Source organism: Acinetobacter sp. WCHAc060006 (assembly GCF_004209135.1).
GTDB lineage: Bacteria > Pseudomonadota > Gammaproteobacteria > Pseudomonadales > Moraxellaceae > Acinetobacter > Acinetobacter cumulans.
This window is the reverse complement of sequence record NZ_SGSS01000020.1, coordinates 19,064-39,786: the sequence shown is the minus strand read 5'-3', so window position 1 is coordinate 39,786 and position 20,723 is coordinate 19,064. Positions and strand designations below refer to the sequence as shown.

Annotated in this window: 18 protein-coding genes, 1 other RNA gene and 1 pseudogene; 12 read left to right on the top strand and 8 right to left on the bottom strand. The window is 40.4% G+C overall.

The window, feature by feature from the left end; translation table 11 throughout:
- Positions 1-349: 349 nt before the first annotated feature.
- Both EXE29_RS12085 and EXE29_RS12080 read right to left on the bottom strand, forming a co-directional pair.
- Entirely contained in the window at positions 350-1,309 is a 960-nt protein-coding gene (locus tag EXE29_RS12085) for an alpha/beta fold hydrolase (RefSeq protein WP_279678461.1), read from the bottom strand.
- A 136-nt stretch (positions 1,310-1,445) separates the two neighbouring features.
- A complete protein-coding gene (locus tag EXE29_RS12080) occupies positions 1,446-2,645 on the bottom strand; it encodes an MFS transporter (RefSeq protein ID WP_228198796.1) in 1,200 nt (399 codons plus the stop codon).
- A 154-nt stretch (positions 2,646-2,799) separates the two neighbouring features.
- On the opposite strand from EXE29_RS12080, the gene EXE29_RS12075 reads away from it, so the two are divergent.
- Positions 2,800-3,396, top strand: a complete 597-nt coding sequence (locus tag EXE29_RS12075) for a TetR/AcrR family transcriptional regulator (RefSeq protein WP_120364751.1) — start codon at positions 2,800-2,802, stop codon at positions 3,394-3,396.
- 43 nt (positions 3,397-3,439) lie between these two features.
- Here the strand turns inward: EXE29_RS12075 and EXE29_RS12070 are convergent, their stop codons facing one another.
- Positions 3,440-3,808, bottom strand: coding sequence for a MerR family transcriptional regulator (locus tag EXE29_RS12070; RefSeq protein ID WP_106986125.1), 369 nt, complete (start codon positions 3,806-3,808; stop codon positions 3,440-3,442).
- Between the two features lie 76 nt (positions 3,809-3,884).
- Between EXE29_RS12070 and EXE29_RS12065 the strand changes: the two genes are divergently transcribed.
- Positions 3,885-4,679: an alpha/beta fold hydrolase gene (locus EXE29_RS12065; protein ID WP_106986126.1), complete on the top strand. Its 795-nt coding sequence runs from the start codon at positions 3,885-3,887 to the stop codon at positions 4,677-4,679.
- Between the two features lie 60 nt (positions 4,680-4,739).
- On the opposite strand, the gene pepP is transcribed toward EXE29_RS12065, so the two are convergent.
- On the bottom strand, positions 4,740-6,074 hold the full coding sequence (pepP, locus tag EXE29_RS12060) for a Xaa-Pro aminopeptidase (RefSeq protein ID WP_120364752.1): 1,335 nt from the start codon (positions 6,072-6,074) through the stop codon (positions 4,740-4,742).
- 51 nt (positions 6,075-6,125) lie between these two features.
- Positions 6,126-6,755: a UPF0149 family protein gene (locus EXE29_RS12055; protein WP_117007923.1), complete on the bottom strand. Its 630-nt coding sequence runs from the start codon at positions 6,753-6,755 to the stop codon at positions 6,126-6,128.
- A 64-nt stretch (positions 6,756-6,819) separates the two neighbouring features.
- Between EXE29_RS12055 and EXE29_RS12050 the strand changes: the two genes are divergently transcribed.
- From EXE29_RS12050 to EXE29_RS12030, 5 genes and pseudogenes are all read left to right on the top strand, one after another.
- Positions 6,820-7,371 carry a hypothetical protein gene (locus tag EXE29_RS12050; RefSeq protein WP_106986129.1) on the top strand — a complete coding sequence of 184 codons (552 nt, stop codon included), beginning with the start codon at positions 6,820-6,822 and terminating at the stop codon, positions 7,369-7,371.
- A gap of 2 nt (positions 7,372-7,373) precedes the next feature.
- Entirely contained in the window at positions 7,374-7,661 is a 288-nt protein-coding gene (locus EXE29_RS12045; RefSeq protein WP_106986130.1) for a cell division protein ZapA, read from the top strand.
- Between the two features lie 99 nt (positions 7,662-7,760).
- Positions 7,761-7,944, top strand: a non-coding RNA gene (gene ssrS, locus EXE29_RS12040) — 6S RNA.
- Between the two features lie 299 nt (positions 7,945-8,243).
- Positions 8,244-8,897 (top strand): annotated as a pseudogene (locus EXE29_RS12035) (IS3 family transposase); the annotation flags it as partial.
- Between the two features lie 284 nt (positions 8,898-9,181).
- Positions 9,182-11,380 (top strand): OsmC domain/YcaO domain-containing protein, encoded by a 2,199-nt coding sequence (locus EXE29_RS12030; RefSeq protein WP_120364753.1) that lies wholly within the window; start codon positions 9,182-9,184, stop codon positions 11,378-11,380.
- Between the two features lie 142 nt (positions 11,381-11,522).
- Here EXE29_RS12030 and EXE29_RS12025 read toward each other — a convergent pair whose 3' ends face one another.
- Together EXE29_RS12025 and EXE29_RS12020 are read right to left on the bottom strand one after the other, a co-directional pair.
- On the bottom strand, positions 11,523-11,990 hold the full coding sequence (locus tag EXE29_RS12025; RefSeq protein ID WP_117007927.1) for a hypothetical protein: 468 nt from the start codon (positions 11,988-11,990) through the stop codon (positions 11,523-11,525).
- 97 nt (positions 11,991-12,087) lie between these two features.
- Positions 12,088-13,314 (bottom strand): YncE family protein, encoded by a 1,227-nt coding sequence (locus tag EXE29_RS12020; RefSeq protein ID WP_117007929.1) that lies wholly within the window; start codon positions 13,312-13,314, stop codon positions 12,088-12,090.
- Between the two features lie 263 nt (positions 13,315-13,577).
- On the opposite strand from EXE29_RS12020, the gene EXE29_RS12015 reads away from it, so the two are divergent.
- Entirely contained in the window at positions 13,578-14,174 is a 597-nt protein-coding gene (locus tag EXE29_RS12015) for a 5-formyltetrahydrofolate cyclo-ligase (protein WP_120364754.1), read from the top strand.
- A gap of 147 nt (positions 14,175-14,321) precedes the next feature.
- Complete coding sequence (lon, locus tag EXE29_RS12010) at positions 14,322-16,748, top strand: endopeptidase La (RefSeq protein ID WP_117007932.1); 2,427 nt, start codon at positions 14,322-14,324, stop codon at positions 16,746-16,748.
- Between the two features lie 430 nt (positions 16,749-17,178).
- Here lon and EXE29_RS12005 read toward each other — a convergent pair whose 3' ends face one another.
- Entirely contained in the window at positions 17,179-18,123 is a 945-nt protein-coding gene (locus tag EXE29_RS12005) for a M28 family peptidase (protein ID WP_252383553.1), read from the bottom strand.
- Positions 18,124-18,308: 185 nt separating this feature from the next.
- Here EXE29_RS12005 and rlmH point away from each other — a divergent pair, with 185 nt between their 5' ends.
- From rlmH to EXE29_RS11990, 3 genes are all read left to right on the top strand, one after another.
- Positions 18,309-18,791 (top strand): 23S rRNA (pseudouridine(1915)-N(3))-methyltransferase RlmH, encoded by a 483-nt coding sequence (gene rlmH / locus EXE29_RS12000; protein WP_120364755.1) that lies wholly within the window; start codon positions 18,309-18,311, stop codon positions 18,789-18,791.
- Positions 18,792-18,918: 127 nt separating this feature from the next.
- Positions 18,919-19,695: a dioxygenase family protein gene (locus EXE29_RS11995; RefSeq protein WP_120364756.1), complete on the top strand. Its 777-nt coding sequence runs from the start codon at positions 18,919-18,921 to the stop codon at positions 19,693-19,695.
- Positions 19,696-19,851: 156 nt separating this feature from the next.
- The gene (locus tag EXE29_RS11990) at positions 19,852-20,625 is read left to right on the top strand and encodes a DUF4377 domain-containing protein (protein WP_106986137.1); all 774 of its coding nucleotides are present in this window, start codon (positions 19,852-19,854) and stop codon (positions 20,623-20,625) included.
- The last annotated feature ends 98 nt before the right edge of the window (positions 20,626-20,723 follow it).

The following is a 20,723-nucleotide window of genomic DNA, read 5'->3' as shown; positions in this document are numbered from 1 at the left end:
CCTTTTTTATCAAGTATTCGAATTTAGGAAATTCACTCGAAATACATATACTCTGTAATGGATTTTATCTTACATCAAGGGCATGATTTTTTATAATGAAATACAAATTTGTTGCGCGTATTTGCACTGAATAAATACAAAATAAAGTCTATCTTGCCGTAAATATTCCACTTAAAAAATAGCAAATCAATCAAGATCATCATAACAATGGCTGAGTTCATCAGACTCAGCCACAGCTTATTTAAATCGACTTCATTTGAACTGGTCATGTTTTGATGCATTCAAATGGACACATCAAGCTAAAAACCTGATGCCTTGATGTTAAGCCTTGTTGTTTTATCCTTAGTGTTTACTTGGCATTTAAAAAGTCACCCACAGTTTTATTCAGTTCAGGCGCACACTCTTCAGGTAACCAATGACCACAATTTGGAATCACTTTACCCGTCACATTGGTCGCATATTGCTTCATTTGATCTACTTGGAATTGCCCCATACCACCATGACCGCCTCCGCCAATCGCAAGCACTGGCATATTCAATTTGGTTTTGGAAATGCTTTCATTCTCTTTAATTGAATCATTCAGAGAACGGTAATATTCAAATGATGCATTGAGCGTATGCGGTTTCGAATACGACTTGGCATACATGTCTAACACTTGTGGTGTAAATACTGTTTTATTGGTGGCATGCTCATGAATAAAGTGGGTTAAAAAGAATTTTTCATGTCCTTTAATTAAGGTTTCAGCTAGGTTTTGTTTGGCTGCGAAGAAACTGAAATGCCAAACCAATGATTCGCCTTGTTCTGAGAATGCAGGGAATTCATACATGCTTTTGTCTGGAATCGGCGCTTCCATAAACACCAATTTTTTAATTTTATCTTGATGCTTCACTGCCATTGGATAGCTATTCCAAATGCCAATATCATGTGCAACCAAATAAAACGGCTGATCATTGCTTAATTTTGTTGCCAACTTATATAAGATTTCAGATACATCTGAACCTTTAAAAGATTTTGGCGGCTGAGAAAGCCCAAGACCCGGCAAGTCGACCGCAACAACTGTGTAATTTTTTTCTAAAGTCGGCATAAGCTGGTGCCATTCATACCAAGACTGCCCAAAACCATGAACTAAAAATACCAAAGGCCCTTTTCCGCCTTTCACATAGTGCAGTTTCACGCCATCAATATCATCATAATAACTGCTATATCCCTTCATCACAGGAAATTCATGTGTGGTATTCAGTTGCGGTGTAGCCATCACGGATTGAGCTAAAGTCAGTGACGTAAATGTTGCGAGTAGTAGTTTTTTCATAAAATTAAACCTCTTTGATTGTGTATTTACTGCTTTGTTGATTGTTGCGTTTGACTCAAACTGAACAACGTTTAAATCTTCATTTCGTGTTTACTTAGAATCGTTTTTTGTTTGTTTCATCTTTAGAAATATGGGTTTAGAGATACTGAGTTTTAAAGCCATTCGACTTGGCACAAAGCGCAATGATGAACGCCACGACTAAAATCAACAGCATGACCCAAGGCAAAACTTGTGCGCCAAATTGATTGAGCAATAAGCCACCCAAAATACCGCCCAGTGCAATTGCGCCATTCCAAACCACCACATTAATGGACAAGGCAACATCGGCATGCTGTCCTGCTACTTGTGCTAATGCCGTTTGTAAAAGTGTTGCAGCGCCACCAAAGGTCAGTCCCCAAATGGCAATACTAAAAATCACCACTGGCGCTGAAAATAAAAACAGTCCTAAGAGCAATGAAATCACTGAAAAGATCGATAAACTGGCAATGACCAAATGTGTTAGATGCTGATCAATTAAATGACCTGTAAACCAAATGCTGAGTAAAGCCATCGCACCGAATAAAAATAAAATCTGGTCTACATGTGTGTCCAAATGGGACAAAGACAAAAATGGCGTAATGTAGGTATATAAAATGTTATGTGCCAGCATCCAAGTCACAATCACTGACAGTACTGAAAATACACCGGGTATTTTTAATACGCTGAAAATTAAATTTTCTGATCGGGTTGTTTCACCGGGGAAGTCTGGAACTGCAATAAAGATCCAAATCACCAAGGCAATCGCCAAAGCAGACATCAAGAAAAATGTCATTTGCCAACCAATCATCTGCCCCAGCCAAGTGCCTAAAGGTATGCCCAGTGACAACGCAATGGGTGTCCCGACCATGGCAATCGCTAAAGCTTTGCCTTGCTGAGCTGGACTGACCATGCGTCTTGCATAACCTGCCAATAGGCTCCATGCCAAGCCTGCTGCGGCACCTGCGCCAAAGCGAGAAATACAAGTCAAAATATAATGATCAGACAGCGCTGTAATTGAATTAAAAAGCAAAAAACCAAATACCGTCAGGAGTAAAGTACGGCGTCTTGGCCATGCACGTGTCCAAATGGTGAGTGGAATTACCATCAGTAAAGAACCAAGGGCATAAATCGTAATCAACTGTCCCACTAGGGCTTCAGAAACATTCAGCCCTGCTGAGATTTGCGGTAATAAACCTGCTGGAATGGTTTCGGTAAAAATACAAATAAAGCCAGTCATGGCCAGTGCCAATAAAGCAAAAACTGGCATCGGCGCATTATTTTTAGAATCCAGCGATACATTTTCTAACTGTTTCATCATGTTATTCACTTTTAATTGACTGATTGTTTTGCGCCATTTCAATTGCGCTTACACTTATATATCGATCAGTACATAATTAAAAACAATGAATAGACTTTTGTCAACGACTTCTATATCGATTAGTATATTAATATTCTGTGACAGGAGAATTGAGATGGCGAAGACTGGACGTCCTAGAGAGTTTGATCGCAATGAGGCATTGAAGCAGGCTATGTTTTTATTTTGGAATTATGGTTATGAATCAACGTCTTTAAGCCAACTAAAAGTGGCTATGGGCAATATTTCTTCCCCGAGTTTTTATGCAGCCTTTGGCTCTAAAGAAAATTTGTTTCAAGAAGTAAGCCAATACTACATCGATACCTATGCAACGGTAACTGAGGCGCTGTGGGATAACACGCTATCTGCGAAAGACGCGATCGCCTTAGCCTTACAGCAATCTTTAGATATGCAATATGATCCAAGTCATCCTTTGGGTTGTATGGTGGCTTTAAGCACCGTGTTGGCGCCTTCTGCAGAGAACCAGCATGTAACGGAAATATTGCAACAATCTCGGCATAAAACCCGCCAAGGCTTTATTCAAACCCTACAGCGTGGCATCGAATCTGGTGAGATATCAACGGATATAGACAGCATTGGATTAGCCACTATCTTTGATAGTTTCCTGATTGGCATTTCAAGTTTGGCCCGCGATCATGTCAAAAAAACCGATATTGAGTATGGCATCAGTAAGTTGCTCAAGCTTTTAGAATGATTGAGAAAATCGTGTTTTATCCAAAACATGACGCGTTATGCACTTAAGTCAACATGCTCTTTTTTTGCTGTAAAATGTTTAAATAATCAGACAAATACTGCTGACTGATTTGAAGATTTTCAATTTTTTTATTGATATTGTCTAATTCATTTTTCAGCGAATCGATGACTTGTTCACAAGGATCGACATCTAGTTGTTCAACCGAAATACACGGCAGTAACAGGCTGATGGCTTGTAAAGTCAGCCCTGCCTTGGTCAAGATGCGGATACGGCGAAGTCGCTCTTCATCCTTGGCATTATAAATGCGATAGCCTGACTCACTGCGCATCGGAACGATTAATCCTTGATGTTCATAATAACGAAGCATGCGGATACTGATGCCTGATTTTTTAGCTAATTGACCAATTTGCATTTTTACCCCCTTGACTCTCACAGTGCTGTCAGAGTTTATAGTGATTTCATTCCAAACACATGAGAATGTACAACGAATGAACTTATTTACAACAATCGAAAATGCAAAAATCTCCTATAGCGTTGATGGCGACGGCCCATTAAACATCGTGCTGGTGCATGGCGCAGGCGCAAACTCCGAGTCGAACTGGGGGCATTTTGTTGAATTTCTTGCCCCGCACTATAAAGTGGTTCGTCCAAACTATTCGGGTTCAGGTGAAACAACCGATGAGGGCCAGCCTTTAAGCACTGCTCAATTGGCAGAACAAGTGATTGCAGCGGCAAAAGCTGCCGATGCTGTGCCATTTGATTTAATTGGCTTTTCATTAGGCACCAGTGTTTCGACTTATATCGCAGCAGAATACCCAGAATATGTAAAATCTGTGGTGTTATTGGCCCCTTATCTTAAAGGCAATGCACGCACTAAGCTCCAATTTGAGCTATGGAAAGATTTAGGTCAAAACAACCGTAAAGCGATGTCGAGTATTATTATTCAAACAGGTTTTAGCGCAAACTTCACCTCGGCATGGGATGAAAATACCATGGCGCAAACCTTAGAAAACACGCTGCAAACCAATAATTGGGAAGGATTTATCCGCCAAGCTGAGTTGCTGATTCATACCGATGTGACTGCTCAAGCGAAGAAAATCAACAAACCGACCTTGGTGATTGGCTGTACTTATGACTACATGGTGCCAAGTGTACTGGCCAAAGACGCTGTAGCGCTGATTTCACACGCTGAATATGCTGAACTGGCAGCTGGACATATGGCTGTATATGAAAAACCGGAAGAATTTTTAAAATTAGCGACTGAATTTTTGCAAAAATCTTAATCTTTAAATGAAGTAAAAAAGCCGATCATCTGATCGGCTTTTTTTAAATACTGTCTTAACTTAAGCAACTTTCGCTTTCGCCATCAGCGCTTCAATATCTTCTACAGATTTCACAACTGCTGCTGTTAAAACATGTGGGCCATTTGGCATTGCCACCACATCATCTTCAATACGGATACCAATACCACGCCATTTTGCATCCACTGTTTCATCATCTGGTGCGATATATAAACCCGGCTCTACAGTCACGACCATCCCTGCTTCATAAGCACGCCATTCACCATCTTGTTTATATGAACCCACATCATGCACATCCATACCTAACCAATGACCTGTGCCATGCATATAAAACTGACGATAGGCTTCTTTCTGAATAATTTCCTCAAGATCACCCTGCATGATGCCAAGATCCAGCAAGCCTTGAACTAAAATACGTACTGCGACGTTATGCGGTTCTTTATAAGAGTTGCCAATGCGTACCGCATCAATTGCAGCAATTTGCGCATCTAACACTACATTATAAAGCGCCTTTTGTTCTGGGCTAAATTTGCCGTTGACTGGGAAGGTACGGGTAATATCCGAAGCATACAGTTGATATTCGCAAGCTGCGTCAATTAGTACCAAATCACCATCTCTTAATTCTTTATCATTTTCTACATAGTGCAAAATACAGCCATTTTCACCACCACCAACAATACTGTTATATGACGGCACACAGCCATTTTTACCAAAAACATAATTCAGTTCAGCTTCTAGCGCATATTCCATCATGCCCGGTTTAACCATTTGCATAGCGCGTGTATGTGCTTGTGCTGAAATATTAGAAGCAATTTGCATCAGTTCAATTTCATCTGCAGATTTCTGCAAACGCATTTCATCTACAATACGGTCAAGCTGAATCACTTGACCCGGTATCGCATGACCGCGACGGCTTTCGCCCCCCGCTGTTGCTAACCATTTTGTAACTCGTGCATCAAATTCGGCATTTTGTCCAATACGGTAAAATAACTTATCTTTATTTTGAAGCTTGCTTAAAATTTCCTCATCAAGCAAATCAATCGCATAAGCTTCATCTGCTTCATAATCGTCTACCGCGCCATCTACACCAGCGCGGTAACCGTTCCAAATTTCCATTTCACGGTCACGTTCACGGCAAAATAAGCTATAACTATAGCCGTCTTCTTCCGAATCAAAGGTTTCAATCACCGCAACCGCTTCAGGCTCTGCAAAACCCGTCAAATAGAAAAAACTGCTATCGCTACGATACTTATAATCAACATCTCGGTTACGTAACATTTCTGCACGCGTCGAAATAATAGCAATACTGCGTAAACCCATTTCAGCTGCGAGATGATCACGACGTTCTTGAAAGTCTTCTTGAGTCAGTTTTTTCATTGGTTTTTAAAAGCTCGAATTGAAAATGAAATTTGGAAACACAACGCCCGATTAACTCGGACGGTGCGGTGTAAACATTTCTACAACATTAGTACTGTCAGCATTTGCTTGGGTATTTGATTTACCGAGGTGTAGTTGCAATAAAGGCGTCTCAGACACTTCGACTTTCTTACGCCCCATCGACAAACTTACAGGAATTAAACGCACAAATTCGTATAATTCTTGGTAGCTTTCTTCGCCTTCTTCATCATCGTCAGATTCATCAAACTCTACAGCAGCGACATCTTGTAAATGCTCAATCAGTTCATGTTCTTCAGCACGTAAGTGACCTGCTGCCAAACCAAAACCAAGCACCACACCTGCACACCAATCTGCCAAGGCTTGTACACGCTCAGCCAATGAATGTGTGTCATCTGGAAGTAGGGGTAAATAGTCTAATTCGTCATCAGACAATGCATTTGCAATATCTTCTGATTCGTCAGTCAGTATTGCTAAAGCTTCAGGATGAATTTCGAGCACTTCAAGTGTAGATAAAATTTGTTCCCACTCATCACGCGTAGGTGCTTGAGACACACAAACTATACCTGTAAGCAGGCCGTGTAACTCACTTGGGCTTGAAATCTCTTCAATTGCCTTAAAATTTTGGTCCCATTCCGACCAACCTGAAATATCGTCTTGCATTCGTTTATCCAATCTCTATACTTCTTATATATTACCTTTGTTTGCAATACTGTGCGACCACGATATGTTAGAAGAATTACAGCGTCTGCAAGCGCATATAGGTGTTTTAAAAACACGCCTCGCGCATTATGAATCGGAAAATGATGCTTTAGCTGAAGATAAGAACTCAGCGAATGAACAGCACCATAGTCAAATTGTGCAAAAAAATGGCATCATCACCAAGAAACAAGAAGAAATTGATAACCTGACTGAGCAACTCGCTGAATCTCGAAGTCAATTTCAAAAGCTCAATACAGATGCCTCGGCCTTAGCGGATCGCTATAGTCGTTTAGAAAAAAGTTGCACCGATTTAAAAAATCGCTTTCAAGAAATTTTGTCTGAGCGTAATGAGTTACGCATTGTCAAAGAGAAAATTCAGAATGAGCAGCGCCATGCGCAGCAAGAAATTCAAAACTTAGAAAAAGAACGCGAACGCTTATTACAAAAAAATGAGCATGCCAAAGCAAAAGTTGAAGCGATTATTCAGCGTTTATCTGTCTTGGGTACCGCACAAGATCATCATGCGCAAGAAATTCAACAATTGGCCCACCCTGCCGATGTTAATGAGGAAGTTTAAGCATGAGCGAAGCAATTCCAGTAGATTTAAAAGTTTTAGGGCATAACTTTCGTTTAGCCACAACGCAAGAAAAACAGCCAGAACTCGAACGCGCAGCTCAACTCCTCAATGACAAATATGATGAGTTCCGTCGTAAAGCACCGCGTATGGAACCTAGCAAACTGATCATTATGGTAGCGCTAGAGTTGATGCAAGAAGTGCTCAGTATGAATAAAAGTTTACAAGAGTACGAACATTGTGAGCGCTTGCTCCAAGCTATTCTTGAAGAAGTAGAAGATCTTGCTGAATAAGCAAGATTTTTTTTGCCTAAAGCCTAGCCAATTAAACATCGCTTTACAGTTATACATGCCAAAAGATTTGCCAAAGCCTCGTTATTCGCTATACTTGGCATAACTCTGAGGTGTTCGCCAGCGCGTCTATATCCCTGCCGATACTTAAATCTCCGGATTGTGTTCTGCATATTTAGAGTGTATGCCTACCTTCGTGTAGGAAACCCAGCAAGTATGCGTCGCGTCCACCTTGAACTTCTTCGGGTTCAGGGTAACGACATGCAGCGGCATCTTCGGAGCTATTTATTTTCTCTCTTATAATTATTATAAAATTCTGTTTTTATTTATTTTTCTAATATCCTGCCAAATATACAATAAATTCTTTGTCATTTCCCTCACTCGTATTTAGCACAACTTTAAGCCATAAATGGCGAAGGTATTAAAAGACTTTCAAAGACGTTTAACTAAAGTCGAAACCTACAGAAAGAACAAAATGACTACTATTAAATTAGTAGCCGCTTTTCTGTCCTAGCCAAAATAATGGACAGCACTTCCCTCTAAAGATAACGTAACGTTAACTTTGGAGATACAAGAAATGGTTAAATGCTGAAAAAGCTGGGTTTACGCAGCAGGATTTCGCGTAAATACAAGCATACGACTGATTCAAACCATCGTTTTCCTGCAGCACCCAATCTGTTAGAGCGTCAATTTACAGTCATTCAGCCTAACAAGGTTTGGACAACGGATATTACCTATATCTGTACCAAGCAAGGTTGGCTGTATTTATGTGTGATGCTGGATCTATTTAGTCGTCGTATTGTGGGGTGGCAAACCAGCCATCGAATAGACCGTCAATTGGTGTGTGATGCGTTTCATTATGCAATGGCTCGTCAAGGGTATCCAACGGGTGTCATGGTACATTCACTTGCGAAGCAATGCTTCTCAGGCTCACAGTACTGTAGTTGTGATTTTAGAACGCTATTATTAACGAATAACTGTATTCAAAGCATGTCACGCAGAGGGAACTGTTGGGATAATACAGTGACCGAAAGCTTTTTTCATACATTGAAAGGTCATGTGGTACATGACAGTGTGTTTGCCACTCGAAAAGAGGCGAATGCTGTCTTGTTTGACTATATTGAGATTTATTACAATCGGGTCAGAAGGCATTCTGCAAATGGTTGGTTAAGCCCAGAAGCTTTTGAACAGAAATATTTTAAGAATTTAGAGGGATCAGTTGTCCACAATACTGCCTAGTATCAACCTTTTAAAGCACAAGCAAATGTCCTACTTTTATTGTGCTGAAGGGACATAAATCGTCAAAGCAAACATAAAGCGTATGAATAAGCGACTTAAAGTTATCATCACTGCAAATTCCCTCTATAATATGCTGCATTCAGGACTATGCCTTACATAACACCAAAGTTTTGTATGTCAGTGTCCACTCATATTTTTTAAGTCAATGTTTATCCTAGCGTTCGGCTTGATTCATTTTTACTGCTTATTTGTCCGTGATGACAACTAAGAATTTAGGTGCCTACATGGAAATCAAAGTTAATTATCTCGACAATCTTCGACAAGAAGCTAAGTTCGATGACTTCACGGTGATTGCCGATCAGCCAATCCGTTATAAAGGTGATGGTTCGGCACCAGGCCCTTTTGATTATTTTTTAGCGTCTTCTGCACTTTGTGCGGCTTATTTTGTCAAAGTTTATTGCTTAGCCCGTGACATTCCGACAGACAATATCCGTCTTTCTCAAAACAATATTGTTGACCCTGAAAACCGCTACAAGCAAATTTTCAAAATTCAGGTGGAGTTGCCTGCAGATATTTCTGAAAAAGACCGCCAAGGGATTTTGCGTTCAATTGACCGTTGCACTGTTAAAAAAGTTATTCAAACGGGTCCAGAATTTATTATTGAAGAAGTTGAAAGCATTGATGCTGATGCTCAAGCCTTGCTGATTCCAAGCCTGACTGCTGAAAATAATACTTATATTTTAGGTAAAGACCGTCCTTTAGAAGAAACTATTGCCAAAATGTCGGGTATTTTGGCGGACTTAGGCATGAAAATTGAGATCGCATCTTGGCGTAATATTGTGCCAAATGTTTGGTCTTTACATATTCGTGATGCTCAATCGCCAATGTGCTTTACCAATGGTAAAGGTGCAACGAAAGAAAGTGCTTTAGCATCTGCACTCGGTGAGTTTATTGAACGTCTAAACTGTAACTTCTTCTATAACGACCAATTCTGGGGTGAAGAAATCGCCAATGCGCCTTTTGTGCATTATCCAGAAGAACAATGGTTCCAACCGGGTCCAAATGGTGAATTACCAAGCGAAATTTTAGATGAATATACGCTGGAAATTTACAATCCTGATGAAGAGTTATTGGGTACGCATCTTTACGACACCAACTCAGGCAATACAAAACGTGGCATTTGCTCACTCCCTTTTGTACGCCAATCTGATAAAGAAACTGTATATTTCCCATCAAATTTGATTGAAAATTTATATCTTTCAAATGGTATGAGCGCGGGTAACACCTTAGCGGAAGCACAAGTACAATGCCTATCTGAAATTTTTGAACGTGCAGTTAAGCGTGAAATTTTAGAAGGTGAATTAACTTTGCCTGACGTACCTGCTGAGTTTTTGGCTCAGTACCCAAGTATTGTTGCAGGCATCCAAGGCCTTGAAGAACAAGGCTTCCCTGTATTGGTTAAAGATGCGTCATTGGGCGGTGAATTCCCTGTCATGTGTGTGACTTTAATGAATCCACGTACTGGCGGTGTGTTTGCATCCTTTGGTGCACATCCAAATATGGAAGTCGCGATTGAACGTAGCTTAACTGAGCTATTACAAGGCCGTAGTTTTGAAGGTTTAAATGACCTACCAAAACCAACCTTTAGTTCAAATGCACTCACAGAACCTAACAACTTTGTAGAGCACTTTATTGACTCAAGCGGTGTGGTGTCTTGGCGCTTCTTTAGCGCAAAGTCTGACTACGAATTTGTAGAATGGGATTTTGCTTGTGAAGGTGAAAATGCCAACCAAGAATCTGCGGACGCTTTGTTTGCTATTTTGGAAGAGATGGGCAAAGAAGTTTATATGGCGGTCTATGAACACCTTGGTGCAACAGCCTGCCGTATTTTAGTCCCTGATTATTCTGAAATTTATTTGGTTGAAGACCTTGTATGGGACAATACCAATAAAGCACTGCTTTACCGTGAAGACATTTTAAATCTGCACCGTTTAGATGACGAACAACTTGAGGCTTTAGTTGAACGCTTAGAAGAAGCGGATGAAGATGACTACACTGAAATTAAAACCTTGATTGGTATTGAGTTTGATGACAATACCGTTTGGGGGCAATTAACCATTTTAGAGCTGAAAATTCTCATCTATCTTGCACTAGAGCAATTTGAAGAAGCACATGATTTGGTAGGCCAATTCCTTCAGTTCAACACCAATACTGTTGAACGTGGTTTATTCTATCAGTGTATGAATGTAGTTCTTGAAGTCATGCTGGATGATGAAATGGAACTCGAAGACTATGCCTACAATTTCCGTCGCATGTTTGGTGATGAACGTATGGATGCAGTAATGGGCACAGTTGAAGGCGATGTTCGTTTCTATGGTTTAACTGAAACTAATATGCAACTTGAAGGTCTAGACCGTCATTTACGTCTGATTGAAAGCTATAAAAAATTACATGCTGCTCGCGCTAAAATTGCAGGGCTTTAATGCTCAAGCTTAAGCATGACACGGTGTGTATCAAACTGAGTATGCTGTAAAAACATAAAAAAAACTTCCTTCGGGAAGTTTTTTTATCGCCAATTTTTTATCTTAAGACTCAATCGAATCGGCTATACCCAATACTTTTCAATTAAGATTTCAATTGCTCAAGCTGTTGAATATATCCATCCAAACTGCGTTCCATATCAGGCATGATCTTTTTTAAAAACTGACTATAGTGAATCGCATCATCCGCTGTTAATGCACCTACACGAACCAAATTCACTTGCGTTTTGAGCAATCGATCGACTTCACGAGGATCAACCTGTTGCCCATGACTTAAACGATAACTTAGTTGCTCAAAAGCTTGATATAGCTCGTCGCGTTGCTGAATAAGTTCAGGACTCACCTGCTGTGGTACTTGCGAAATAAGCGTCGTCGTCTGCTGTGTCTCTTTAGACTGAGGCTGTGACACAGTGTTTTGTAATGGTCGCTCTACCTCGCCGCTCTTCTGTTGTTGCGTTTGCATAGCTTCTGCTGGCTGTAATATTTTACTCAGCCCAAATCCACCCAACACAACCACGAGGGCCAAACTTGCATATTGTAATGAATGACGCATAAGCACTCCTTTTGCTCATCCTTGTATCTACGCGAAATTGCTTAAAACTTCATGCATAAAGCGAGTGGAATGTACTCGCTTTATGCAGTCCATCACCTTAATTGCTCCATCCTGCAGGTGCATATCCTATACGCACACGCTGAGGATGATTGCCAACGGGTACACTCAGCACTTTCTCGCCTGTCTCAAAATCAATTACGGTCACTACATCATTGGCACTTTCAGAAATCACGCAACTTTTGCCATTCGGGCTACGGGTTGCCCAATACGGTTTACCTGCTGGAATTAACTTGGCTGCGGTTAAAGTTTTACGGTCAACGATAGTTGCATAATCATCCATCGTGCCTGCGACACACAGTTTCTCACCATCTGCACTCATCGATAAACCATGATGGCGTGAGTCATTCACCCACTTGGTACGGTCAGCAGGAATCGTTGAGCTACCTGGTAGTTGACCAATGCGTGTGATTTTGTCTTGATTCAAATCGTATTCAATCAAGCCATTAAAAAATGATACTTGGGCATAAATTTTTGACTCATCTTTACTTAACACCATCGGTCGAACAGCATTGGATAAATCTTTACGTCCAAAGGCATCCAGCGCTGGCCTGAAGTCAATTTTTTTCAATATCTTATAGTTATTGGCATCTGCAATCGTGAGATAACGCTTTCCTTTGGTAAAATCTTGCCAGCTTGCATCCATTGGCGTTTCAACATTACCAATGGCTGAGTTGATAATTTTAGTGCCACCCGCAAAATAGATATTTTCATGAGGTTTATCACCAGTATCAAAGCGACCTAATTCTTTACCCGTTTGAATATCTAATACCTGCACCACGTTACCAGAAGAAGCCGATACCGCCACACGTAAACCATCAGGTGAAACTGCCATGTGATCTGCACGGAAGCCTTCTACAGAAGTTCGCCAATTAATTTTTCCACTTGCAATATCAATAGACACCACATCTGCATAGCTTGGACGCGATGCCACCACAGACTTACCATCTGGCGTGGAATACATGTCGTCCACCAATTGGTCATTGCCCTCGCCAGCGGTATTTCGAATATAGCTATACGCCACCAGCTTGATGGGGTTTAAATAGATTTCTTTCAGGCGCTCTTTACGATCTGGCACCATATTAATCACGCCAATTTTAGCAAAGTCACCCGAAGGCCGAATCACTGTTACCGTGCCATCCCAGTTATTGCCCACAAAAAAAACTTGCTGGCTATTTAATGGGGCTGCATGACTCAGGCCACAACAGCTTGCAAGTGCCAAAACTGTCCCTAAACCGTATTTAAATAATGGTGTACGCTTTGTCATTTTTGTCCTTCCTGTATTTCCATATTTTTATTTTCTTGCGGATTAAACTTGCTGGCTTTTCCTTTCTAAGGCCAGATCAAGACAAATTAATATACAAATGTAGTTCAACAATAAATAAGCTTATCCGACCAAAATAACCCAATCCGATGAACCGTAAACTCATGGTCACTACACACAAGCGCCCATTTCGCAATACAAACGCTATGCAGTTGTTCTATAAAAGGATTAGACTATCCATACGCTCTGTTACTTCTGCTTCTCGTATGCCTGAATTTTTTGTCGATTTAAAACAGCTCCGCAAACAATTAAGACAGCAACGCCGTGGCCTCAATAAATTCCAACAAAAACAAGCTGAACAAGCCTCTCTCAACCGTTTAATTCGCCTCGCAGAATTTCAACATGCCCAGCACATTGGTATCTATTTACATGCCTTTGGTGAGATCCATACCCAAAAAATCATTGAATATTGCTTTGCACACGGTAAAGCAGTGTATTTACCTCTCATTTGTAATATGAACCAACGCTTACAATGGGTGCGAATTTCACAGCATCAATTCCGTACACAGCGCTTTGCACCCCATCGTCTAGGAATGCGAGAGCCTATGCGTGCAAGAGGATTACATATTAGCCATTTAGATTTAGTGCTTATGCCGTTATTGGCCTGTGACACAACAGGTACTCGAATTGGCATGGGCGGTGGCTTTTATGATAAAACCCTTGCCAGCGCTATTCAGCGACCTTTTCGCTTAGGGCTTGCACATGAGTTTCAACTTTATAAATCATGTTTAAAGCGTGAAAAATGGGATCAACCCCTCGATGCACTGTTAACGTCGCAACGCATTCTACGCTTCAAACGTTAAATTGATCATTTTGACCATTAACAATGTTTAAAAAACATATATTTACTTATTTTTTGCACAATTTATATCACGTCGCCCTTGTAATTTTTAAAATACCCATCACTATAAAAAATATGGCAACACCGTTGTCACTCATTAGGAGTGCCCATGTCTGAACTTATTATGAATGAAGAAAGCTTAGAACTCGAAGTTCCTAGCGTTTTACCGCTTTTAGCGCTGCGTGACGTGGTGGTTTACCCGCATATGCAAATTGCACTGTTTGTTGGTCGTGAAAAATCGATTAACGCAGTGAATGTGGCTCGTAACAGTGACAATCTAGTATTTGTAGTTGCACAAAAAGATTCGCTTACAGAAGAAATTGATCACGAAAACTTATATCAATACGGTACTGTCGCGAAGATTGTGCAGGTTGTAAATCACGAAAATGACGAGAACTGCATTAAGGTCTTAATTGAAGGCTTGCATCGCTCTAAACTCGAAAAAATCATTGATGACAATGATTATTTGACTGCTGAGCATAGCTTAAGTCCAATGACCATTGATACTGATGCTGATGCACAGCAAAATCGTGTTGAAGAACTACGCACGCTGTTTGCTCAGTACGCTGAGGCTAAGCTACGTAATGCACGTGAACTGATTGCGGCTGCCAATAAAATTGATGACTTACTGCAATTATTGTTCTTTGTTGCAACACGTGTACCGCTAAACATTGATGTGAAACAAAAATTCTTAGAGCACGATGCTTTTGAAGCGCATTTGCAAGAATTAATGACTTATTTGTTGCAACAGTCTGAAGAACAGCAGATTGAACAAACACTGCATGATTCTGTAAAACGTCAAATGGAGAAAAATCAGCGCGAATACTTCCTCAATGAAAAGATGAAGGTGATTCAGCGTGAACTTTCTGACATGAATGGCGGTGCAGAAGATGACGTTGCAGAAATTGAAAAACGTCTTGCTGAAGCAGATTTGCCTGAGCATGTGCGTAAGAAAGCAGAAAATGAATTCCGTAAATTAAAAGCGATGCAACCTGCGTCAAGCGAAGCTGCTGTTGTTCGCAACTATTTAGAGGTGATTTTAGATACACCTTGGAATAAAGCCAGCAAAGTCAGCATTAACTTGGCTAAAGCGCAAGAAATTTTAGATGCAGACCATTACGGCTTAGATGACGTTAAAGACCGCATTGTGGAATATCTTGCAGTACAGTCACGCGTGAAAAAATTACGCGGGCCGATTCTATGCTTAGTGGGTCCTCCTGGTGTAGGTAAAACTTCATTAGGTGAGTCTGTAGCAAAAGCAACAGGCCGTGAGTTCGTGCGTATGGCTCTTGGTGGCGTACGTGATGAAGCAGAAATTCGTGGTCACCGTCGTACTTATATCGGTGCGATGCCGGGTAAAATTGTGCAGTCTTTAACAAAAGTTGGCGTAAAGAACCCACTGTTCTTACTCGACGAAATCGACAAGATGGCACAAGACTACCGTGGTGATCCTGCTTCTGCGCTACTTGAAGTACTTGATCCGTCACAGAACAATAAGTTCAACGATCATTACCTAGATCTTGATTTGGACTTATCTGAAGTGATGTTCATCTGTACTGCAAACAGCATGAATATTCCTGAAGCATTGCTTGACCGTATGGAAGTGATTCGTCTACCGGGTTATACCGAAGATGAAAAAGTGAATATTGCTGAGCGTTACCTTGTGCCTAAAGCCATTAAAAATAATGGTCTACGTGCAAAAGAATTAACAGTTCACGAAGAAGCCATTCGCGACATCGTACAGCGTTATACACGTGAAGCTGGTGTGCGTAGCCTTGAGCGTGAAGTGTCTAAAATTGCGCGTAAAGTGGTGAAAGAAGCGGTCAGCAAAAAAGCCAAAAATCTTCAAATTGAAGTGAATTCAGGCAACTTACCAGACTACTTAGGTCCACACAAATTCGACTTCGGTATGGCTGAAGATGAAGCTCAAGTGGGTCGTGTGAATGGTTTAGCGTGGACTTCTGTTGGTGGTGAATTACTTACCATTGAAGTTGCGGCAGTGAAAGGTAAAGGTAAGTTTATTACCACAGGTTCACTTGGCGATGTAATGAAAGAATCCATTACCGCAGCCATGACCGTTGTACGTACACGTGCAGATGAGTTAGGTATTGAATCTTCACGTTTTGAAGAAACAGATGTACACGTACACTTACCTGAAGGTGCAACACCAAAAGATGGCCCATCTGCTGGTTTAGCACTCACGACTGCTTTAGTTTCGGCATTCACAGGTATTGCGATTCGCCCAGATATTGCAATGACGGGTGAAACAAGCCTAGGTGGCCGTGCAATGCGAATTGGTGGTCTAAAAGAGAAACTTTTAGCTGCACACCGTGGTGGAATTAAATTAGTGTTTATTCCTCAGGAAAACGTTCGTGATTTGGCTGAAATTCCAGAGAACGTTAAAGCTGGTTTAGAAATTAAAGCCGTGAAATCAATTGATGAGATTTTACCTTTAGCTTTAGTAGACATGCCAAAACCTTTGGTAAAAGCACCGATTGTAAAAGCCAATGATGAAGCGAAAGCTGCCCGTCATTAATTAAATTATAACAATGTAAAAGCCCTGTTTCGACAGGGCTTTTTAATGTCCTCAACTTAGACTCAGTTAAAGGTATTAGCACATACGTCAAGCACTTCACATTGAATATGACGACTCTGTTCATTGCTTCCTAGCAAGCAACACTTGATTAAAAAACATAAAAAAATGAATTTTATTTAAATAAGCTAAATTACTGATAAAGTTTAAATTAACAATAAAATTCAAAACTAAAACTTTATATTTTTATACTGATTTAATTTTTTCGCTTGAAATATAAACCACACTCCCCCATATTTTTAATAAGATCATACGCGCTGTATGTTTCTTTTTTGCTCTTAGATGATTACATCTAGAATGGCTACCAACATCTCCAGGTTGGTAACCACCTTTCGCAGTCCGATGGCTTTCTGGACTGCGTTTTTTATGCTTCTCAGTTAAGTAGCATTTTGACAACGCCATTCACCACTTGCCCCATTTTTTCGGTATCTAAACGATCCAAAGTATCTTGACGAGTGTGATAGTATTTATTACGGTACATCGCGGTATCTGTAATGGTTATCGCAGGGAAATCAAATTTCCAATAATTCAAATGATCTGAAAAATCTAAATCTTGCATAAAACTTGGTGCAATCAAACGCTCACATTGCAGTTGATTGAGTTTTCTCATGGCTGCGCAATAGTCATAAGTCAAATCACGTGACATTAAATTACCCACTGCAGCAATAAAATTACCATGTGCTGGGTAAATCCACTTTAATCCTGCTGGATATTGTTGCACCTCATTTTCATCAAAATAGCCAATCATCTCTAAAATATATACCCCAGCAATATTTTGTTTTTGCTTGGCTACAGACTTAGCATGAATAAAACTTCCCATATTTTCTGTTCCAAAATATGGTGGCTCAGCCAAAGTATAAAAAACAAAATCGACATTATGTTTTAAACTGGTTTTTTCTGTGGCCAAAATACGTGCAACCTCTATCACGCCTGCCACACCAGAGGCATTATCATCAGCACCCGTGGTGTCTTCCAACACATCATAATGTGCTCCCACAATCACCTTTTGTTTTTTACCCGCATTTAAAGAGCACACCACATTACGATAAGGCAAACTATTTGCCGTATAGTTTTGATACTGACACGGCACACCAAACAAGCGCATTTGCTCGCGTATCCATGCCGATACTCGATTTAACTCTTGAATGTTTTTGGCATGACGACCTGCTTGAGCACCAATCACTTGCTCCATATATACACGCAAATTTTTAGCATCTGCAGGTACAGCAGCAAAGCTTATAGAACTCAAACTGAATAACGATAAAAGGCTAAGGATTAAACCAAGGGATTGAATAGAGTTTTTGCAGGGTTGAGGCATTATTATTATTCTCACTACTGATGGTTTTATATCATTATTTTGACCAGTTATGGCGTAGACCACAGACGCTATTCGGATATTAAAGCAACAATATTCGACCTAATTCAATTGCATTTTGTGTCTGAAATTCGCAATAGCGTATTACATCGTTATAATAGGCGTTTCTTGTTGTTACCCTGCTCACTATGAAAATTCGTATTTTGACCATTGGCCAAAAAATGCCTGCTTGGGTACTTACTGGATTTGAAGATTATTTCAAACGTATTCAGCCTTTTGTACAAACGCAGATTATTGAATTGCCTATGGCAAAACGAGGCAAAAACGATTCTGAAGCTGACATTTTAAAATACCGCCAAATTGAAGGTGACAGTATTTTAAATGCAATGAAGTACAATGAAGTACTCATTGCTTTAGAAGTCGGTGGCCGTGAGTTCAGTACAGAAAAGCTGGCAGAAACCATGAAAGGATGGATGCTTGAAGGCAATGATATTGTGTTGGCGATTGGTGGGCCAGATGGACACTCTGAGGCCGTGCGTAAGGCTGCTGCATGGCATTGGTCGCTTTCAAAGCTCACCCTGCCTCACCCAATGGTACGCGTGATGCTGATTGAACAACTTTACAGAGCCATGAGTATTAATAATAACCACCCTTACCATCGTGCAGGTTAATTTCACTTAAATTCAACTGTCATTTTTACACACTTATTCCTGTGTAGAATCATGTTATAAAGATTCACTTTTTCATTTTGGGCATGTAAATGTACATGCCTAAATTTATTTAGGGCATATCTCTCCTATGAAGCTACAGACTTTGCCTGGCTTATTCATTTCTCATGGCTCTCCAATGTTAGCCATCAATCCCGAGCAAATTGGGCCTGCACTCGAACGCCTGAGTCTTAACCTACCAAAGCCCAAAGCCATTATTGTGATGTCGGCCCATTGGGAGAGTAAAGATATAGAAGTCAGTACAGCTTCACGTCCTGAAACATGGCATGACTTCCGTGGCTTTCCGAGCGAACTCTATGAGATACGCTATCCAGCGCCCGGTCAGCCTGAGCTTGCTGAGCATATTTTAGAACTACTGGCTCAAGCAGGATTTGAAGCGCATGCCAATAACACACGTCCACGTGATCACGGCGTGTGGATGCCTTTGCTACACATGTACCCAGAAGCAGATATTCCACTCATTTCTATTTCATTGCCAATGAACTTATCCGCTGAACGAATTTATAAGATTGGACGCGCTTTAGCGGTGCTGCGTGAACAGCAAATTTTACTGATTGGTTCTGGCAGTATTACCCACAATTTACGTGAAATCGAATGGCAAAATCCTAAGCCAACCACTCCTGAATGGTGCTCAGTATTTCGTAATTATGTCGTGGCTAAATTACAACACCATGATTTTGATGCAGTGCTTGATTGGCAAGAGATCCCCTATGTCATGCGTAATCATCCAACCCTAGAACTCTTTGCACCACTGTTCTTTGCCATGGGCACTGGCAACCGTTTTAACATTGTGCATCATAGCTATTCTATGGGCGCTTTAGGACGTGACATTTATCGCTTTGACTAATTTAAAAGCATTTAATAATTTATTTTTATATATTAACAAATATTTATTTATGGATACATTTTGATACTTAAATGCCCAAAATGTATCCATTAGTTTATGATTTAATTTATGTATTCTAAATTCTGTTATTTAAATCAATTATTTGTAGACTAAAATATGAAATTAAAATTTTTAGCCATTGCTCTTTTTCCACTCACACTGGCTGCCTGCCAAACCGCTGATCTACAAAAAGCAGGAGATCTAGCCGTGTCTGTATTACAACAGCAAAATGCAAGTAAGACTTTAAGTTCATACCAATGGAGCACCAATACAGGTTCAGAAAAGCCTTTGGTTTTAAATTTCCTGAATAATGGTACGCTTGGTATTTCAACCAGCTGTAATAACTTAAGTACAAGCTGGAAAGCTGAAAATAATACGATTGTTACAGGGAATATGGCCGCTACAATGATGGCTTGCCCACAAGACCGTATGCAACAAGAAGGCATTGCAAGTCAAATTTTTGATGGCGGTAAAACCGCATTTTTATTCAATTTAAATGACATCAATGCGCCGACCCTAACGCTGACAGCAAAAAATGGTAAGCAGTATGTTTTTACTGGAAAAATGACACCTGAAACGAAATACCAAACTCAAGCTGAAACCATCTTTTTAGAAATCAGCCCTGAAACCAAACAATGCACAGGCGTTGCACGACAAACTTGTTTACAAGTGCGTGAAATTAAATATGCAGAAAATGGGATAAAAACCCAAGTTGATAAAGACTGGACATTGTTCTACGACCAAATTGAAGGCTTTCAACACAGCCCAAATGAGCGTCAGATCATCCGTATTAAACGTTATGAGCTGAAAAACCCAGCTGCGGATCAATCTAAATATGCCTATATCTATGATATGGCTGTAGAGCGTGAAGCGGTAAAAGGCACGCTATAAGCTTTAAGCATCGCTGAAGCAGTAACGAATATAGGATTCACCCTACTTCGCGCATATCAAGCTTTGGCTTTTAAAGCGCATAAAAAAACCGAGGCATT

Excerpts from the sequence above, each read along its gene's own strand:
- EXE29_RS12085 (WP_279678461.1), bottom strand. The coding sequence starts at position 1,309 with ATGAAAAAACTACTACTCGCAACATTTACGTCACTGACTTTAGCTCAA.
- EXE29_RS12080 (WP_228198796.1), bottom strand. The coding sequence starts at position 2,645 with ATGATGAAACAGTTAGAAAATGTATCGCTGGATTCTAAAAATAATGCG.
- EXE29_RS12075 (WP_120364751.1), top strand. The coding sequence starts at position 2,800 with ATGGCGAAGACTGGACGTCCTAGAGAGTTTGATCGCAATGAGGCATTG.
- EXE29_RS12070 (WP_106986125.1), bottom strand. The coding sequence starts at position 3,808 with ATGCAAATTGGTCAATTAGCTAAAAAATCAGGCATCAGTATCCGCATG.
- EXE29_RS12065 (WP_106986126.1), top strand. The coding sequence starts at position 3,885 with ATGAACTTATTTACAACAATCGAAAATGCAAAAATCTCCTATAGCGTT.
- pepP (WP_120364752.1), bottom strand. The coding sequence starts at position 6,074 with ATGAAAAAACTGACTCAAGAAGACTTTCAAGAACGTCGTGATCATCTC.
- EXE29_RS12055 (WP_117007923.1), bottom strand. The coding sequence starts at position 6,755 with ATGCAAGACGATATTTCAGGTTGGTCGGAATGGGACCAAAATTTTAAG.
- EXE29_RS12050 (WP_106986129.1), top strand. The coding sequence starts at position 6,820 with ATGTTAGAAGAATTACAGCGTCTGCAAGCGCATATAGGTGTTTTAAAA.
- EXE29_RS12045 (WP_106986130.1), top strand. The coding sequence starts at position 7,374 with ATGAGCGAAGCAATTCCAGTAGATTTAAAAGTTTTAGGGCATAACTTT.
- EXE29_RS12030 (WP_120364753.1), top strand. The coding sequence starts at position 9,182 with ATGGAAATCAAAGTTAATTATCTCGACAATCTTCGACAAGAAGCTAAG.
- EXE29_RS12025 (WP_117007927.1), bottom strand. The coding sequence starts at position 11,990 with ATGCGTCATTCATTACAATATGCAAGTTTGGCCCTCGTGGTTGTGTTG.
- EXE29_RS12020 (WP_117007929.1), bottom strand. The coding sequence starts at position 13,314 with ATGACAAAGCGTACACCATTATTTAAATACGGTTTAGGGACAGTTTTG.
- EXE29_RS12015 (WP_120364754.1), top strand. The coding sequence starts at position 13,578 with ATGCCTGAATTTTTTGTCGATTTAAAACAGCTCCGCAAACAATTAAGA.
- lon (WP_117007932.1), top strand. The coding sequence starts at position 14,322 with ATGTCTGAACTTATTATGAATGAAGAAAGCTTAGAACTCGAAGTTCCT.
- EXE29_RS12005 (WP_252383553.1), bottom strand. The coding sequence starts at position 18,123 with ATGCCTCAACCCTGCAAAAACTCTATTCAATCCCTTGGTTTAATCCTT.
- rlmH (WP_120364755.1), top strand. The coding sequence starts at position 18,309 with ATGAAAATTCGTATTTTGACCATTGGCCAAAAAATGCCTGCTTGGGTA.
- EXE29_RS11995 (WP_120364756.1), top strand. The coding sequence starts at position 18,919 with ATGAAGCTACAGACTTTGCCTGGCTTATTCATTTCTCATGGCTCTCCA.
- EXE29_RS11990 (WP_106986137.1), top strand. The coding sequence starts at position 19,852 with ATGAAATTAAAATTTTTAGCCATTGCTCTTTTTCCACTCACACTGGCT.